The organism is Megasphaera vaginalis (ex Srinivasan et al. 2021), from assembly GCF_000478965.1.
GTDB classification, from domain to species: Bacteria; Bacillota; Negativicutes; order Veillonellales; family Megasphaeraceae; genus Megasphaera; species Megasphaera vaginalis.
In genome coordinates, this window is the sequence record NZ_AWXA01000007.1 from 88,912 (window position 1) to 104,004 (window position 15,093).

Annotated in this window: 18 protein-coding genes and 1 tRNA gene; 17 read left to right on the forward strand and 2 right to left on the reverse strand. The window is 51.3% G+C overall.

The annotated features are described in order from the left end of the window. Positions 1 to 74: 74 nt before the first annotated feature. The 3 genes from HMPREF1250_RS01630 (at position 75) to HMPREF1250_RS11720 (ending at position 1,476) form a co-directional block, all read left to right on the forward strand. Positions 75 to 596 carry a cyclophilin-like fold protein gene (locus tag HMPREF1250_RS01630; RefSeq protein ID WP_196806838.1) on the forward strand — a complete coding sequence of 174 codons (522 nt, stop codon included), beginning with the start codon at positions 75 to 77 and terminating at the stop codon, positions 594 to 596. Positions 597 to 706: 110 nt separating this feature from the next. Continuing rightward, a complete protein-coding gene (locus HMPREF1250_RS11950) occupies positions 707 to 1,171 on the forward strand; it encodes a hypothetical protein (RefSeq protein WP_231391261.1) in 465 nt (154 codons plus the stop codon). Further along, positions 1,168 to 1,476, forward strand: a complete 309-nt coding sequence (locus HMPREF1250_RS11720; RefSeq protein ID WP_231391262.1) for a cupin domain-containing protein — start codon at positions 1,168 to 1,170, stop codon at positions 1,474 to 1,476. The genes HMPREF1250_RS11950 and HMPREF1250_RS11720 overlap by 4 nt, the downstream gene beginning before the upstream one ends. Before the next feature lie 149 nt (positions 1,477 to 1,625). On the opposite strand, the gene HMPREF1250_RS01645 is transcribed toward HMPREF1250_RS11720, so the two are convergent. After that, positions 1,626 to 1,709 (reverse strand) — tRNA-Leu (locus HMPREF1250_RS01645). A gap of 55 nt (positions 1,710 to 1,764) precedes the next feature. Further along, positions 1,765 to 2,517 carry an exodeoxyribonuclease III gene (locus HMPREF1250_RS01650; protein ID WP_023052883.1) on the reverse strand — a complete coding sequence of 251 codons (753 nt, stop codon included), beginning with the start codon at positions 2,515 to 2,517 and terminating at the stop codon, positions 1,765 to 1,767. Between the two features lie 145 nt (positions 2,518 to 2,662). Between HMPREF1250_RS01650 and HMPREF1250_RS01655 the strand changes: the two genes are divergently transcribed. From HMPREF1250_RS01655 to atpD, 14 genes are all read left to right on the forward strand, one after another. Beyond that, the gene (locus HMPREF1250_RS01655; RefSeq protein ID WP_023052801.1) at positions 2,663 to 4,306 is read left to right on the forward strand and encodes an alpha-D-glucose phosphate-specific phosphoglucomutase; all 1,644 of its coding nucleotides are present in this window, start codon (positions 2,663 to 2,665) and stop codon (positions 4,304 to 4,306) included. Between the two features lie 113 nt (positions 4,307 to 4,419). Then, positions 4,420 to 4,692, forward strand: coding sequence for an ACT domain-containing protein (locus HMPREF1250_RS01660; RefSeq protein ID WP_023052809.1), 273 nt, complete (start codon positions 4,420 to 4,422; stop codon positions 4,690 to 4,692). Positions 4,693 to 4,703: 11 nt separating this feature from the next. Then, a complete protein-coding gene (locus HMPREF1250_RS01665; RefSeq protein WP_023052803.1) occupies positions 4,704 to 6,062 on the forward strand; it encodes a PFL family protein in 1,359 nt (452 codons plus the stop codon). A 37-nt stretch (positions 6,063 to 6,099) separates the two neighbouring features. Beyond that, positions 6,100 to 7,143: an MraY family glycosyltransferase gene (locus HMPREF1250_RS01670; RefSeq protein WP_023052828.1), complete on the forward strand. Its 1,044-nt coding sequence runs from the start codon at positions 6,100 to 6,102 to the stop codon at positions 7,141 to 7,143. A gap of 19 nt (positions 7,144 to 7,162) precedes the next feature. Continuing rightward, positions 7,163 to 8,308 (forward strand): non-hydrolyzing UDP-N-acetylglucosamine 2-epimerase, encoded by a 1,146-nt coding sequence (gene wecB / locus HMPREF1250_RS01675; RefSeq protein WP_023052772.1) that lies wholly within the window; start codon positions 7,163 to 7,165, stop codon positions 8,306 to 8,308. Between the two features lie 190 nt (positions 8,309 to 8,498). Continuing rightward, the gene (locus tag HMPREF1250_RS01685) at positions 8,499 to 8,738 is read left to right on the forward strand and encodes an AtpZ/AtpI family protein (RefSeq protein WP_023052896.1); all 240 of its coding nucleotides are present in this window, start codon (positions 8,499 to 8,501) and stop codon (positions 8,736 to 8,738) included. A gap of 23 nt (positions 8,739 to 8,761) precedes the next feature. Further along, positions 8,762 to 9,136, forward strand: a complete 375-nt coding sequence (locus HMPREF1250_RS01690) for an ATP synthase subunit I (RefSeq protein WP_023052899.1) — start codon at positions 8,762 to 8,764, stop codon at positions 9,134 to 9,136. Between the two features lie 17 nt (positions 9,137 to 9,153). Beyond that, positions 9,154 to 9,825 (forward strand): F0F1 ATP synthase subunit A, encoded by a 672-nt coding sequence (gene atpB, locus HMPREF1250_RS01695; protein WP_023052811.1) that lies wholly within the window; start codon positions 9,154 to 9,156, stop codon positions 9,823 to 9,825. Positions 9,826 to 9,886: 61 nt separating this feature from the next. Further along, positions 9,887 to 10,135 carry a F0F1 ATP synthase subunit C gene (gene atpE, locus HMPREF1250_RS01700; protein ID WP_023052769.1) on the forward strand — a complete coding sequence of 83 codons (249 nt, stop codon included), beginning with the start codon at positions 9,887 to 9,889 and terminating at the stop codon, positions 10,133 to 10,135. A 39-nt stretch (positions 10,136 to 10,174) separates the two neighbouring features. Then, positions 10,175 to 10,672 carry a F0F1 ATP synthase subunit B gene (gene atpF / locus HMPREF1250_RS01705; RefSeq protein WP_023052885.1) on the forward strand — a complete coding sequence of 166 codons (498 nt, stop codon included), beginning with the start codon at positions 10,175 to 10,177 and terminating at the stop codon, positions 10,670 to 10,672. 2 nt (positions 10,673 to 10,674) lie between these two features. Then, positions 10,675 to 11,244 (forward strand): ATP synthase F1 subunit delta, encoded by a 570-nt coding sequence (gene atpH, locus HMPREF1250_RS01710; protein ID WP_023052905.1) that lies wholly within the window; start codon positions 10,675 to 10,677, stop codon positions 11,242 to 11,244. Next, on the forward strand, positions 11,241 to 12,776 hold the full coding sequence (atpA, locus tag HMPREF1250_RS01715; RefSeq protein WP_023052810.1) for a F0F1 ATP synthase subunit alpha: 1,536 nt from the start codon (positions 11,241 to 11,243) through the stop codon (positions 12,774 to 12,776). The genes atpH and atpA overlap by 4 nt, the downstream gene beginning before the upstream one ends. 3 nt (positions 12,777 to 12,779) lie before the next feature. Further along, positions 12,780 to 13,634, forward strand: coding sequence for an ATP synthase F1 subunit gamma (atpG, locus tag HMPREF1250_RS01720; protein ID WP_023052793.1), 855 nt, complete (start codon positions 12,780 to 12,782; stop codon positions 13,632 to 13,634). A 40-nt stretch (positions 13,635 to 13,674) separates the two neighbouring features. Continuing rightward, positions 13,675 to 15,093: a F0F1 ATP synthase subunit beta gene (gene atpD, locus HMPREF1250_RS01725; protein WP_023052869.1), complete on the forward strand. Its 1,419-nt coding sequence runs from the start codon at positions 13,675 to 13,677 to the stop codon at positions 15,091 to 15,093.

A 15,093-nucleotide genomic window follows, 5' to 3' on the forward strand; every position in this document is an offset into this window, starting at 1 on the left:
TCGAGTCGGATGGAACCCGTGGGCGGCGAACCTTGATTCCGGCAGAGAAGAAAATGCGCGTGAAGGAGACGGCAATGATGAAATATATGCAAGCGAAATGGAGTGTTCTTTTATTAGCAGCCTGTTTATTGCTCCTGCTCTCGGGCTGCGTTCCGAGCAAGGCTGACGAATCATCTCTCAGTCAGGGAGAAACGGCGTTGAAGCAGGTTATGGACGGACAGGATAGGGAGGAGGAAAAACGAATGTATACCATTAAAGTGACGGTGCGTGGACAAAGCTTATATGGCACGCTGGAAAACAATGCAGCGACAAAAGCCTTGTTAAAACAATTCCCTTTGCACTTGCACATGGTCAATCTCTATGGCCGTGAAATGACGTACCGCTATGGTCAAGGCGCTTTGCCGACGGAACATTTACGGGCCGATCGGTATGACGTGGGCGATATCGTTTACTGGGCGCCGCGCGGCAGCTTTGTCATTCTTTATCAACAGAACGGCGAAGAATTTGAACGGCAGCAGTTAGGTCATTTGAACGGCGATTTGAGTATCTTCGCCGACGGCAGCGATGCAGATGTGACCATCGAAAGAGTGGAATAGGAACGTTACGGGACGAAAAGGCGTCATTCATCAACGATTTACGGCTATAGAGGAGTGAAAAAGCATATAATGACGCTATCATCAGTGAAGGTTCAGGATAGCGATGGAACGTGATCGCTGCAATATTAGTTGGCTGTTGCTCAAAAAGAAAATATTTCCCGATCAACAGCCTTGCTTCCTTTGACGCAGCTGACTTTCAGCCGCCAATGGGGAGCGGAGGTGAAGGCGCCGCTTTTTGTGCGCTGCCGGCATGTTGTCCTTACCGACGCCGGTCTTATGTTGCGGCGCAGAGGCGAGGAAATTTTCACTTAGTCGAGCGGAAGAAATGGCTGTCGGCCTTTGGTTCGGGCAATGCCTTTCTCACTGATTTCAAAGAAGTATTTCAAAGAGCGTATATCTGGGGCGGCAGAGAAAAGAATAACACAGACCGGCAGATGATGAGAGGAAGGATAGAGATGAAAGATAAGGAACAATATGAAAAAGAATTGATCTTCCCCATAGGCAGAACGATGATTATCAAGCGTATTTTGACGGTCAAAGTTATTTGGCGTCCCTGTCGGAAGAACAGGTCGTGATTCACAACATCACCTTTGAACCGGGCTGCCGTAATCATTGGCATAGTCATCGTGCCCTCAAGGGCGGCGGACAGATGCTGATCTGTGTCGGCGGCCGGGGCTATTACCAAGAATGGGGCAAAGAAGCCGTCTTAATGATGCCGGGAAGCGTTGTTCACATTCCGGCCAATATCAAGCATTGGCACGGCGCAGCGGCAGATTCGTGGTTTTCCCATTTGTCGATCGGTATCAGCGGCGAAGGGGTTAGTACAGAATGGCTGGAAGCTATCAGCGAGGAGGATTACAACGCCGTTCATAAGAGATAAGAGATAAGAGATAAGAGATAAGAGATAAGAGATAAGAGATAAGAGATAAGAGATAAGAGATAAGAGATAAGAGATAAGAGAGACGTGGTATTGTTTGGCGCAGTTTTTCAATAAAAAAAGACATCCCTCGCGAGGGATGTCTTTTTGCTTGGTGCGAGTGGAGGGACTTGAACCCTCACGTCGTGAGACGCCAGATCCTAAGTCTGGTGCGTCTGCCATTCCGCCACACTCGCATGGTCGAATACGCTACGTATTTTACCACAAGCGGTAATAGGCGTCAATGGAAGTTCAGCGCAGCGAAAGTCCTACGGGACAGTGGTCGCTGCCTTCGATATCGGTATAAATATGAGCGTCTTGCAGACGGTCGGCGAGCGTTTGAGACGCTAAAAAGTAATCGATGCGCCAACCGGCGTTGTTTTGGCGCGCTTTGAAACGGTAGCTCCACCAGGAATAGATGCCGGCCGTATCAGGGTAGAAATAGCGCCACGTATCGATAAAGCCGCCGGCGAGAAGATCGGTCATCTTTTGCCGTTCTTCATCGGAAAAACCGGCGTTGTTGCGGTTGGTTTTCGGGTTTTTCAGATCGATTTCTTCATGGGCCACGTTCAGGTCGCCGCAGACGATAACCGGCTTCTTATCGGTCAGGCCGAGCAGATAGGTGCGAAAATCGTCTTCCCATTTCATGCGGTATGGCAGTCGGACCAATTCGCTTTGGCTGTTCGGCGTATAACACGTGAGAAAATAAAAATCGGCGAACTCCAGCGTTATTAACCGGCCCTCGTGATCGTGTTCGTCAATGCCCATGCCGTAGGTTACGGCTTTCGGCTGGATACGCGTAAAGACGGCGGTGCCGCTGTAGCCTTTTTTGTCGGCGTAGTTCCAATATTGTTCATAACCGGGCAGCGTCAATTCGATCTGCCCTTCCTGCAATTTTGTTTCCTGCAGACCGACGATGTCGGCGTCCAGTTCGTTGAAAATTTCTGTAAAGCCTTTTTTCATGACGGCGCGCAGGCCGTTTACATTCCAGGAAACCAGTTTCATGATCTGTTATCCTTTCGTTTCGGTACTGTCCGAAGTAATTCGAATTTGGTATAATTGAGCTTGTAAAGACAAAAGTCTGTTGATTGAAGACAGTTTGCTTTATTGATCCTATTGTATAGAAACTTCATTAGGTTGTCAAAATCAGATGGGTAAGGTGACGGAGATGGCGATTCATGCATTAGCAGGTACGAGAATAAGAAAGGAAGATTACATCGATTTGCAGCAGTTGGCGACGGCCTATGCAACGATTCAGCCCGATGTAACGCAGCCGGCGCAGCGTGTCTGCTTCGGCACGTCGGGGCATCGCGGACAGGCCGGGAACGGCAGTTTTACGGCCGCCCATGTAGCAGCCGTCACGCAGGCCGTTTGCACGCTGCGCCGTTCTTTCGGCGCGTCGGGGCCTCTTTTTGTCGGCGCCGACACTCATTTTTTGTCCAAATTGGCTTACCATACGGTTCTTTCCGTGTTAACGGCGAACGGCGTCGAGGCCTTTGTTGACAGCGATGATGACTTCGTTCCCACGCCGTCCGTATCCCGGGCGATTTTGCGTTATAATCGGGAACGCACGCAGGGACTGGCTGACGGTCTCATCATTACGCCGTCCCACAATCCGCCGGAGCACGGCGGGATCAAATACAATCCGATCAGCGGCGGCCCTGCCGAAACGGCGATTACGCAAGCCATAGAAGCGGAGGCGAACCGTTTGCTGGCAGGCGGGAACCGAGAGGTCAGAAGCGTTGCTGCCGGCGCGGCCTGCGGGACGCCTTACGATTTCAAGGGGCTGTATGTCGGCGAACTGGAAACCATGCTGGACATGGACGCTATTCGCCGCGGTAATAGCCGTATTCTGGTCAATGCCTTAGGCGGTTCGGGAATGAACTACTGGCATAAGATCTCGGAACAGTACGGGATTCCCATCGATTTCGTCAATGATTCGTACGATCCGCAATTCACCTTTATGAATTATGACCACGACGGCAAGGTGAGGATGGATTGCTCTTCGTCCTACGTCATGTCTGCCGTGGCGACGGCGGCTACGGCGTATGATCTGATTTTGGCCAACGATCCCGACTATGATCGCTTCGGTGTCGTGTCGGGACGCGACGGCATGATTTCCGCCAACGCGTATTTGACCGTTGCGGCTCATTATCTGTTGACGCATCGGCAGTTCAGCGGCAAGGGAATTGCCAAGACCGTCGTGACGACGGATTTGCTGTCACGCGTGGCGGAACAGTTGGCAGTGCCGGTCTATGAGGTACCTGTCGGGTTCAAGTATTTCGGGTCTCTGTTTTCGGCAGGAAAAATCGCTTTTGCCGGCGAAGAAAGTGCCGGCGCCTCGTTCGTTGCCAAAGACGGCGCCGTTTGGACGACCGATAAGGACGGTATCGTAATGTGTCTGCTGGCAGCGGAAATCAAGGCTGTTACCGGAAAATCTCCCTTGCCGTATTATACTGACCTGTGCGCTTCGCTGGGGCGGCCGGTGGCAGTCCGCAGTGACGCGCCGGCATCGCTGGAAGAGAAGGATAAAATCAGCAGGTTGACGGCGGCTGACGTGTCGGAGACCTCTCTTTGCGGCAGTCCCATTTTGTCCGTTCTCTCGAAATCCCCGTATGGCGATTACGCTGTCGGCGGCGTCAAGATATCCCTGGCAAACGGCTGGATCGCTGCCAGGCCGTCGGGAACGGAGGACATGTATAAGCTGTATGCCGAAAGCTTTGTATCTGAAGAACATGCAAATGAATTGCTGGAAGAAGGAAAAAATTTAATTGCTAAAGCCTTAGCCAAATAAATATAAACAGATAGAAAAAGGTAGTTTATGCATCGTTGCCGTTATGGAATTTGCAACATTAACATGCTATAATAACGTATATGACAGTCAAATATAGAGGAGTTGGCATATTTATGAAGGTGGTTATTACTGTTGTCGGCGTAGACCGTACGGGAATTATTGCTTCCGTCAGCCGCATCATGGCGGAACAGGCAATCAATATTTTAACGATTAATCAGGTGATTTTAGACGGTATTTTCAATATGGTTATGATCGTCGATACCGAAGGGGCCGCTATCGGATTGAGCGAATTGCAGTCCCTGCTGAAGGCTGCGGGAGATGAATTGGGCGTGGAAATTCGGGCACAGAATCAGGAAATTTTCAATGCCATGCACCGCATCGGATAAGGAGTGACGATATGCTGACGATTCATGACGTATTAGAAACGAATCAGATGATTCAGAAAAATAATCTTGACGTTCGAACGATAACGCTGGGAATCAGTCTTCTCGACTGTTGCGCCGCCGACGGCAAGACATTGTGCCGGAATATTTATGATAAGATCACGAAATATGGGGAAAACTTGGTGAAAACGGGTGAAGATATTGGCCGTGAATTCGGCGTGCCCATCATCAACAAGCGCGTTTCCGTAACGCCGATTGGTATTGTAGCCGATTCCAGCGACCTGGAAACCTACGCGCCTGTTGCGCAGGTTATGGACAAGGCGGCGAAGGAAATCGGCATTGATTTTATCGGCGGTTTTTCCGCGCTCGTCGAACGGGGATATACTGCAGGGGATCGAAAGCTCATCGCTTCCATCGCCGAGGCGTTGAGCACGACCGATCTCGTCTGTAGTTCCGTTGCCGTCGCTTCGACTAAGGCCGGCATCAATATGGACGCCGTTGCCGAAATGGGCCGCGTCATCAAAGAATTGAGTTTTCTGACAAAAGAAAATGATGCTTTAGGTTGTGCCAAACTGGTAGTCTTTTCCAACGCCGTTGAAGATAATCCCTTTATGGCCGGCGCTTTTCACGGCGTAACACAAGGCGATGCCTGCGTCAGCGTCGGCGTCAGCGGGCCCGGCGTCGTGAAGCGGGCTCTGGAAGAAGTGCAGGGCGCCCCCTTTGATGTCGTCGCCGAAACGATCAAGAAGACGGCTTTCAAAATCACGCGTGTAGGGCAGTTGGTCGCGATGGAAGCTTCCAAACGCCTGCACGTTCCTTTCGGTATTATCGATCTTTCTTTGGCGCCGACTCCGGCGGTCGGGGACAGCGTTGCCGCCATCTTGGAAGAAATGGGACTGGAAAGTTGTGGAGCCAGCGGTACGACGGCGGCGCTGGCATTGTTGAACGACGCCGTAAAAAAAGGCGGTCTTATGGCGTCTTCCCGTGTCGGCGGCCTGTCCGGCGCCTTCATTCCCGTCAGTGAAGATAAGGGGATGATCGAAGCGGTTGCTCGCGGCAGCCTGACGTTGGAAAAATTGGAGGCCATGACCTGTGTCTGTTCCGTCGGACTTGATATGATCGCCGTTCCCGGCGATACGCCGGCGGCGACTGTCGCGGCAATTATTGCCGACGAAGCGGCGATCGGCATGATCAATAATAAGACGACGGCAGTCCGCCTGATCCCGGTTCCGGGTAAGAACGTCGGCGATGCCGTGGAATTCGGCGGTCTCTTGGGACATTGCCCCGTCATTGCCGTCAACTCCTATAAAGCCGATGATTTTATTGCCCGCGGCGGTCGTATTCCGGCGCCGATGCGCAGTTTGACGAATTAGAGCGTAGCAGCGATTTCAGAGAAAGTAGGCGTATTTCGTGCAAGCATATTTTGTGCCTTTTTTTATTTCCCTCATTTTGGCCTATGCGTTGACTCCGGCTGTCAAGAAGCTGGCTATTAAAGTCGGCGCCGTGGACCGGCCCAACGCCAGAAAGGTGCATACCCGTATCATTCCGCGTCTGGGAGGATTGGCGATTTTTGCCGGGTTTATCGTTTCCGTTCTTTTTTGCATGCCCCTGACGAGCGAGCTTTTCGGACTGCTGGCAGGTTGCACGGCGATCGTCGCTCTGGGCATTTGGGATGATATTTGCAATATTCCGGCGAAGGTGAAACTTGCCGGTCAGATCATCGCCGCAGCCATTCCCGTAGCTTTCGGGATTCGGATCGAATGGCTGACCAATCCTTTCGGGACGCTTATCGTGCTGCCTGACTGGATCGCCGTACCGGTGACGATTTTTTGGATCATCGGCTTTACCAACACCGTTAACCTTATCGACGGCTTGGACGGTCTGGCCGCCGGAGTCTCCGTCATCGCGTCCATTGCCATGTTTTTTATTGCCGTCACGATGAATCAGTACCTGCCGGCAATGATCATCGTCGCCATGGCCGGTGCTTCGCTCGGCTTTTTGCAATATAACTTCAATCCGGCAAAGATTTTCATGGGCGATACGGGCAGCATGCTGCTCGGCTATACCATGGCCGTCGTCGCCGTCCTCGGCCTGGTGAAAACGGCGGCTACCGTGGCTCTCGTCGTGCCGGTCATCGCTTTGGGGCTGCCTATTTTGGATACGCTCTTTGCCATTGTGCGCCGTAAGATGAGCGGCGTACCTGTTTTTCAGCCTGACAAGGGGCACCTGCACCATCGCCTTCTGGCTTTAGGCATGACGCAAAAACAGGCCGTACTGATTATGTATCTGATTACGTTGATCTTAGGCCTTGTCGCCGTATTTGTGGCGACGGTCAGCTATAAGACGGGAATAATCACCGTCCTTATTGTACTGACGGCGATTATTTATACGGCGAAGCGCATCGGCATCTTACGTAAAATGCCGAACCCGGCGGCGCAAAAGCCGGTAAAATGAATTTGGAGGTGGCACGTTCATGCTCAAGGTGATGACCATATTCGGTACACGGCCTGAAGCGATCAAGATGGCTCCAGTCGTCTTGGAACTGAAAAAGCATGCTGCAGAAATCGAGACGGTCGTTACCGTTACGGCGCAGCACAGGCAGATGCTGGATCAGGTCTTGAAGTTGTTCCGTATTCGGCCCGATTACGATCTGGATATCATGTCGCAGGGCCAAACGTTATATGATATTACGACACGGGCGCTGCAGGGGCTGAAAACCGTGCTGGAAAAAGAAAAACCCGATCTCGTCCTGGTTCACGGCGATACGACGACGACCTTCGCCGGAGCGCTGGCGGCGTATTATCAGCAAATTCCCGTAGGGCATGTCGAAGCCGGCCTGCGCACGGGAAACATCTATTCCCCTTTTCCGGAAGAGATGAATCGCAAGCTGACCGGCGCCATGACGGCCGTTCATTTTTCGCCGACGCCTACGGCCAAGGCAAACCTTCTTTGCGAAGGCATTGCGGAGAATTCCGTCTACGTAACGGGAAATACGGTAATCGACGCGCTGATGAATACGGTTCGCGACGATTACCGTTTCGCCGATGACGAGTTGCAGGGAATCGATTTCGGCCGGCGCCGGATGATTCTGCTTACAACGCATCGGCGGGAAAATCTCGGCGAGCCCATGCGGCATATTTATAAGGCATTGCGTTCTATTATCGACGAAATTCCCGATACGGAAATCGTTTTTCCCGTCCACCGCAATCCGCTGGTGCGCCGCGTCGTCGAAGAAGAATTGTCCGGCGCCGCGCGAATACATCTTATTGAACCGCTTGAATATGAACCGTTTGCTAACTTAATGAATCGCAGCTGTCTGGTCCTCACCGATTCCGGCGGCATTCAGGAAGAGGCGCCGTCGTTGGGCAAGCCCGTCTTGGTCTTGCGCGATACGACGGAACGTCCTGAAGCCATTGCAGCCGGTACGGTGCGATTGATCGGCACCCGTAAGGATGTCGTCTATGGGGAAACAAAAAAGCTGTTGACTGACGATGCTGCTTACGAGCAGATGAGTAATGCCGTTAATCCTTACGGAGACGGCTTAGCGGCGAAACGGATCGTTCAGGCGATTTTGTATGTTTTCTGTAAATTTAAAGAAAAACCGGAAGAATTTCTTTAAAAAATTCGCCGTCCCTTCGGCGAATTGCAGTAAACTGATACATGAAAATAATGATAAAAAGAAACCATACGTAAAAAGTTGCTTTCAGAATATTATGAGTGATAAAATGAGTATGCAGTCTTTTTTACGAGGGCATTTTGTTGCCGTAAACGGACTGCTCTATGAAAACGGATAAGTGTCGTGGTGGCAGATGATTCGGAAAAACGGAAAAAATACAGGTTTGCTGCATTTAATTGCCGTCGCCGCTTCTTTGGGGCTGACCCTGTTCGTCAATATCGTCGTCGGCGTTCTGATCGGGCGCTTTATTGACGGGTTCTTGAACAGTGAGCCTTTCGGTTTGATCTTTTGCGCACTTCTGGGAGCGGCGACCGGATTTTGGTCCTTGTACAAGCGGGCGCTTGCACTTTATCAAGAAGATGATGAGCGCTGAACGCGGCGCGAAGGGGAGTGCCCATGGACGAATTTGTACGGTATGTAAAAAAAACGCTGCTCCGCCTCACGGCCTTGACCCTTGTCGGCGCTGCCGTCATGGCTGCCGCCGGAAAATACGGACTCCTTTCCGGTTGGTTTATCGGCAGTTTGCTCAATATTGTTTATTTTTTGATGCTGAGCAGTCGCCTTTTCCGTTCTGCAAAGATGCAGCCGGTTAAAGCGCTGCATTTCATTCGCACCGGCGCCGTTATCAGGCTTTTACTGATCGTGCTGGCCGTTATTTTGGTTTTACAGTTTCCGCAGATTAATATCTTCTCTTTTGTAGGCGGCATTTTCACCTACAGATTATTGATCTTTGCAGAAACCGTGAGTATTTTCGTACGACATTCTGAATAAGGAAGGAGGTGGAATTCTTGGAACTGCACACGGGGCATCATCTGATAATTCAGTTTTTGGGAATGGGCGTCAATATGGATACGATCTACTTGACGTGGCTAGTAGCGCTGTTGGTCATTATCGTGACCGTAAGTGCGACGAGAAGCAGGGCGCTTGTTCCTTCGGGATTGCAAAATGCCGTTGAAATGATCATTGAGGCTCTTTTGGCCCAATTCAAGGAAACGCTGGGGCCGAAGTGGCAACAAGTCGTCTCTGTCTTATTAACATTCTTCTTATTCATCCTTTTCAGTAATGAACTCGGTCTTTTACCGAGCCCGCATCTGTTGGCTTCACCTACGAATGACTTGAATACGACGCTGGGATTGGCACTGGTATCGACCTTCATGGTCCATTACGTGGCGCTGAAGAATCAAGGAGTCAAGAAGCATGTCAAGCATTATTTTGAACCCTTTGTTCCTTTTGTCCTCATGAATATTCTGGAAGAGTTTACCAAACCGTTGACTTTGGCCTTCCGTCTTTTCGGCAATATTCTGGCCGGAGAGATACTGCTGGAAGTTTTATATAAACTGGTGCCGGCAGGGGTGCCGATCGTCTGGTTGATTTTCAGTCTGTTCATCGGCCTGATTCAGGCTTTTATTTTCACAATTCTGGTTACGTCGTATTTGGCAGATTCCTTAGAATCCGATTAAGAACAAATGCGCAGAAACAAGTAAGATTTTCATTTATCTACATTCAGGGAGGAATTATATCATGGATCATTCATTAGTATTGGCATTTTCCGCATTAGGTGCAGCAATTGGTATCGGTTTGGCAGCTTTGGGCGCCGCTATCGGTGACGGCCATGCAGCCGCTAAAATGCTCGAAGGTACGGCGCGTCAGCCGGAAATGGGCGGTAAGCTTCTCGTCAACATGTTGATCTCCGTAGGCCTGATCGAATCCATGCCTATTATTGCAGCCGTTATCGCCATCGTCTTAGTATTTGCCAATCCGCTTATCTGATATGCTTTGGCATAGGTATGATAAAAGGAGGGAAATACCTTGGTCACCATCAACGGTACACTGATCTTCCAATTCATCAACTTTTTTATCCTCGTCGCTATTTTGGCGAAATTCGCCTATAAGCCTATTTTAAAGGTGTTGGAAGACCGCAAGAATAAGATTGCCGATGATCTGAGCAGTGCCGAAAACGCACGTGAAGAAGCTGAACAGCTGAAGCTCGACTATCAAAAGCAATTGCAGACAGCCCGGGCAGAAGCGCAGGCTATTATTGACAAGGCCGTCAAACAGGCCGATGTGGAAGGGCAGGCACATTTGGATGCCATTCGCCAACAGATAACCAGAGAAAAAGAGTTGGCGCAGGCGCAGATTGCCAGCGAGAGAGAAGCTGCTATCCGTGAAATGCGTAATGAAGTAGTGAACCTGTCTATGGCTGTGGCAGAAAAGCTGCTCAAAAAGAATATGGATACAGATATGAATTCAAAGCTCATCGCCGAATGCATCGAACAGATGGATGCGCGGCAGGCTAACGGTAACTGATCATGATACCGGAAGTCGTTTACAGTAAGTACAGCCAGGCAATGTTCGATATTGCCACGGAACAGCAGAAACTTGACGAATATGGCAGGGAATTGAAAAGTGTGCGGGATACGCTTCGGGAAAATCCCGAGTTGCGTAAATTTCTGGCTCATCCCCTGGTGCCGCAGGCCGCGAAAAAGGATACGATCAGGCAGGTTTTTGCCGATGTTCTGTCGCCCATTGTCTGTCAATTTCTTTATGTCATGGTAGATCGGCGCAGAGAAGCCGCGATTGCCGAAGCGATCGAAGGGTTCATCGATTTGTCACGTGCTGCGCAGAATATCGATATTGCCAAGATCCGTGTCGTCAAACCGTTGTCGGCCGAAGAAGAAGCTAAACTTGTAGCCAGCCTTGAAAGTATGACAGGCAAGAAGATCGAACCGTTATACTACACCGATCCGTCTATTATCGGCGGCGTCGTCATCCAGATTGGTGATCAAGTAATCGACGGCAGCTTGCTGCGGCAGCTCCGTAATATGAAACATTCACTGCTGAATGTGAATGTAACGAATGAGGTGACGGACGAAAAATGAATATGAAGCCAGAAGAAATTACGGCGATAATCAAAAAACAGATCGAAGACTATAACGTCGAAACCAATGTCGACGACGTCGGCACCGTCCTGGAAGTCGGCGACGGCATTGCGCACATCTACGGCCTGGATAAGGCCATGTCCGGCGAATTGCTGGAACTTCCTCACGACGTGTACGGCCTCGTCCTGAATCTGGAAGAAGATAATGTAGGCGCCGTTTTATTGGGAAATGATGAATTGATTAAAGAAGGCGACACCGTTCGCCGTACGGGCCGCGTTATGCAGGTTCCCGTCGGAGATGCCCTGATCGGCCGTGTCGTGAATCCGTTGGGCGTGCCCATTGACGGCAAAGGCGCAATCAATACGACCGAATCCCGTCTCGTAGAATTGCGTGCCTCCGGCATTGCCGACCGGCAACCTGTCAAAAAGCCGTTACAAACCGGGTTGAAGGCTATTGACTCCATGGTTCCCATCGGCCGCGGACAACGTGAACTGATCATCGGTGACCGCGGTACCGGTAAGACCGCTATCGCCATTGATACGATTATCAACCAGAAAGACAGCGATGTCATCTGCGTCTATGTCGCTATCGGGCAGAAAGCTTCGACGGTAGCGCGCGTTGTGCGGACGCTGGAAGAACACGGCGCGATGGACTATACCATCGTTGTCGCTGCCGGTGCATCTGACGGCGCGCCGCTCCAGTACCTGGCTCCGTACTCCGGCGTTTCCATGGGCGAATACTTCATGTATCAGGGAAAAGATGTTCTTTGCGTTTATGATGATTTGTCGAAACATGCCCAGGCTTATCGCGCCATGAGTTTGCTTCTCCGTCGTCCGCCGGGACGTGAAGCCTATCCCGGTGACGTATTCTACTTACACTCCCGCCTGCTCGAACGCGCTGCCAAGCTGTCCGATGAATTGGGCGGCGGTTCGATTACGGCCCTGCCGATCATCGAAACGCTGGCAGGCGATTTGTCCGCATATATTCCGACAAATGTTATTTCCATTACGGACGGACAGATATTCCTGGAAACGGAACTTTTCAACTCCGGCGTCCGTCCGGCTATTAACGTCGGCCTTTCCGTATCCCGCGTAGGCGGTTCGGCGCAGATTAAGGCCATGAAGAAGATCGCCGGCACACTTCGTCTGGATCTGGCGCAATATCGTGAATTGGCCGCTTTTGCGCAGTTCGGATCCGACCTCGATAAAAATACGAAAGCGCAAATCGATCGCGGCGAACGGACGATGCAAATGCTGATTCAGCCGCAGTATCAGCCGATGGCGGTCGAAGATCAGGTAATGGAAATTTATCTGGCTGTCAAAGGGTACCTGATGCCTGTTCAGGTCGATGAAATTACGGAATTTGAAGAAAAATTCATCGCCTACATGCACGCAAACCATCCCGAAGTGGGCCAGCACATTAAAGAAACGAAGGAACTTGCACCAGCGGACGAAGAAATCCTCAAAAAGGCGATCGCCGAATTCACGAAGGATTACGGCGCATCCCACGAATTAGTCAAAGAGGAGGAATAGTCTATGCCGAGTGCACGCGAAATAAACAGGCGGATTAAGTCCGTTACCAATACGCAGCAAATCACGAAGGCCATGAAAATGGTATCTTCCGTGCGTTTGCGCCGTGCACAGGAACGGGCTTTGGCAACGGCTCCTTATACAGAAAAGATAGAAGGCATGTTGCAGCGCCTGTCGGCGGCGGCCGGCAGCAGTGACAGCCCTCTTTTCGAACAGCGTGACGTCAAACGCACCTGCTATATCATCATCGGCTCCGACAAAGGTCTGGCCGGCGCCTTTAACGCCAACATCAACAAGGCCATGACCGCCGTCCTGCAAAGCCGGGATAAAGATGCGCTCACCATCTACGCCAGCGGCAGGAAACCGAACGAATACTTAAGGCATCTGCGGGTGACGCCGGCAGAACGGTGGAGCGGTTTTTCCGATAAGCCGCAGTTCACGCATGCGCAGCAGCTGGCTGATAAAGCTGTCGCTGCCTTCCTTGACGGTACCGTTGATGACGTGTATGTCATCTATACGAAATTCCGCTCGGCGTTGTCGCAGGAAGTTATTACGGAACGGCTGCTGCCGATCATGCCGGCGACGGTAAAGAAAGAGGGGCCGTCGGAAGAATATTTCTTCGTTCCCGATGCGCAGCAGGTGTTGGAAACGCTGTTGCCCCATTATGTGCAGAGGTTTTTGTACAACGGCCTTCTCCAATCGGCGGCCAGCGAGTTGGGCGCGCGGATGACGGCCATGACGTCGGCGACGGATAATGCCGGCGAATTGATCGAACGGCTGACAGTTAACTATAATAAAGTACGTCAGGCAGGCATTACGAATGAATTGACGGAAATCGTCAGCGGAGCGAATGCTCTGTAAGCAGCGCGTATATACATGTATTAGAGAGGAGAACCTCTTCATGAGTAATAATATTGGGAAAGTAATTCAGGTTATCGGACCTGTAATTGACGTGCGGTTTTCTGCAGAAGAAGACTTGCCGGCAATTTATACCGCCATTCATGTTACCGGCGGTGAAGGCGCTCAGTCCGTTGACCTCGTAGCTGAAGTCATGCAGCACCTGGGCGATGACGTCGTCCGTTGTGTTGCCATGAGCTCTACCGACGGCTTGGTACGCGGCATGAGCGCCGAAAATACGGGAAACCCCATCAAGATTCCCGTAGGGAAAGGCGTATTGGGACGTATTTTCAACGTCCTCGGTGAAACGGTAGATAAGGTAGACGATAAAGTGGAAGCCGATGAATATTGGCCGATCCATCGTCCCGTTCCGAAATATGAAGACCAGTCGCCGGAAACGGAGATCCTTGAAACGGGGATCAAAGTCGTCGATCTGATCGCGCCGTACGTAAAAGGCGGCAAGATCGGTCTCTTCGGCGGCGCCGGCGTCGGCAAGACGGTTTTGATCATGGAACTGATCCACAATGTCGCGACGGAACACGGCGGCTACTCCGTATTTACCGGCGTAGGCGAACGGACGCGTGAAGGCAACGACTTGTGGAACGAAATGAAGGAATCAGGCGTTATTAATAAGACGGCATTGGTTTACGGACAGATGAACGAACCGCCCGGAGCCCGTATGCGCGTCGGCCTGACCGGTCTTACGATGGCGGAATATTTCCGCGACAAAGAACATCAGGACGTTTTGCTCTTTATCGACAATATTTTCCGTTTCATTCAGGCCGGTTCGGAAGTATCGGCTCTGCTCGGCCGTATACCGTCGGCCGTAGGCTATCAGCCGACGCTGGGAACCGACGTCGGCGCCCTGCAGGAACGCATTACGTCGACGAAGAACGGTTCCATCACGTCGGTACAGGCCGTTTACGTGCCTGCCGACGACTTGACGGACCCCGCGCCGGCAGCCACCTTCGCGCATTTGGATGCGACGACGGTTCTGTCGCGTCAGATCGCCGAACTCGGTATTTACCCGGCCGTTGATCCTCTCGATTCGACGTCTCGTATCCTCGATCCCCACATTATCGGCGAAGATCATTATGAAACGGCCCGCGCCGTACAATCGATCTTGCAGAAGTATAACGACTTGCAGGATATCATTGCTATTCTCGGTATCGACGAATTGTCGGAAGAAGATAAGCTGACAGTTGCCCGTGCCCGTAAGATTCAGCGTTTCCTGAGTCAACCCTTTGCCGTTGCCGAACAGTTTACCGGTCAGGAAGGCCGCTACGTTCCCTTGAAGGAAACGATTGCAGGCTTCAAAGAAATTCTTTCCGGCAAGTGCGACGATATGCCGGAACAAGCGTTCTACATGGTCGGCAATATTCAGGAAGCATATGAAAAGGCCAAGACTCTGAAAGGAGAATAG

Excerpts from the sequence above, each read along its gene's own strand:
- HMPREF1250_RS01630 (WP_196806838.1), top strand. The coding sequence starts at position 75 with ATGATGAAATATATGCAAGCGAAATGGAGTGTTCTTTTATTAGCAGCC.
- HMPREF1250_RS01650 (WP_023052883.1), bottom strand. The coding sequence starts at position 2,517 with ATGAAACTGGTTTCCTGGAATGTAAACGGCCTGCGCGCCGTCATGAAA.
- HMPREF1250_RS01655 (WP_023052801.1), top strand. The coding sequence starts at position 2,663 with ATGGGTAAGGTGACGGAGATGGCGATTCATGCATTAGCAGGTACGAGA.
- HMPREF1250_RS01660 (WP_023052809.1), top strand. The coding sequence starts at position 4,420 with ATGAAGGTGGTTATTACTGTTGTCGGCGTAGACCGTACGGGAATTATT.
- HMPREF1250_RS01665 (WP_023052803.1), top strand. The coding sequence starts at position 4,704 with ATGCTGACGATTCATGACGTATTAGAAACGAATCAGATGATTCAGAAA.
- wecB (WP_023052772.1), top strand. The coding sequence starts at position 7,163 with ATGCTCAAGGTGATGACCATATTCGGTACACGGCCTGAAGCGATCAAG.
- HMPREF1250_RS01685 (WP_023052896.1), top strand. The coding sequence starts at position 8,499 with ATGATTCGGAAAAACGGAAAAAATACAGGTTTGCTGCATTTAATTGCC.
- HMPREF1250_RS01690 (WP_023052899.1), top strand. The coding sequence starts at position 8,762 with ATGGACGAATTTGTACGGTATGTAAAAAAAACGCTGCTCCGCCTCACG.
- atpE (WP_023052769.1), top strand. The coding sequence starts at position 9,887 with ATGGATCATTCATTAGTATTGGCATTTTCCGCATTAGGTGCAGCAATT.
- atpH (WP_023052905.1), top strand. The coding sequence starts at position 10,675 with ATGATACCGGAAGTCGTTTACAGTAAGTACAGCCAGGCAATGTTCGAT.
- atpA (WP_023052810.1), top strand. The coding sequence starts at position 11,241 with ATGAATATGAAGCCAGAAGAAATTACGGCGATAATCAAAAAACAGATC.
- atpG (WP_023052793.1), top strand. The coding sequence starts at position 12,780 with ATGCCGAGTGCACGCGAAATAAACAGGCGGATTAAGTCCGTTACCAAT.
- atpD (WP_023052869.1), top strand. The coding sequence starts at position 13,675 with ATGAGTAATAATATTGGGAAAGTAATTCAGGTTATCGGACCTGTAATT.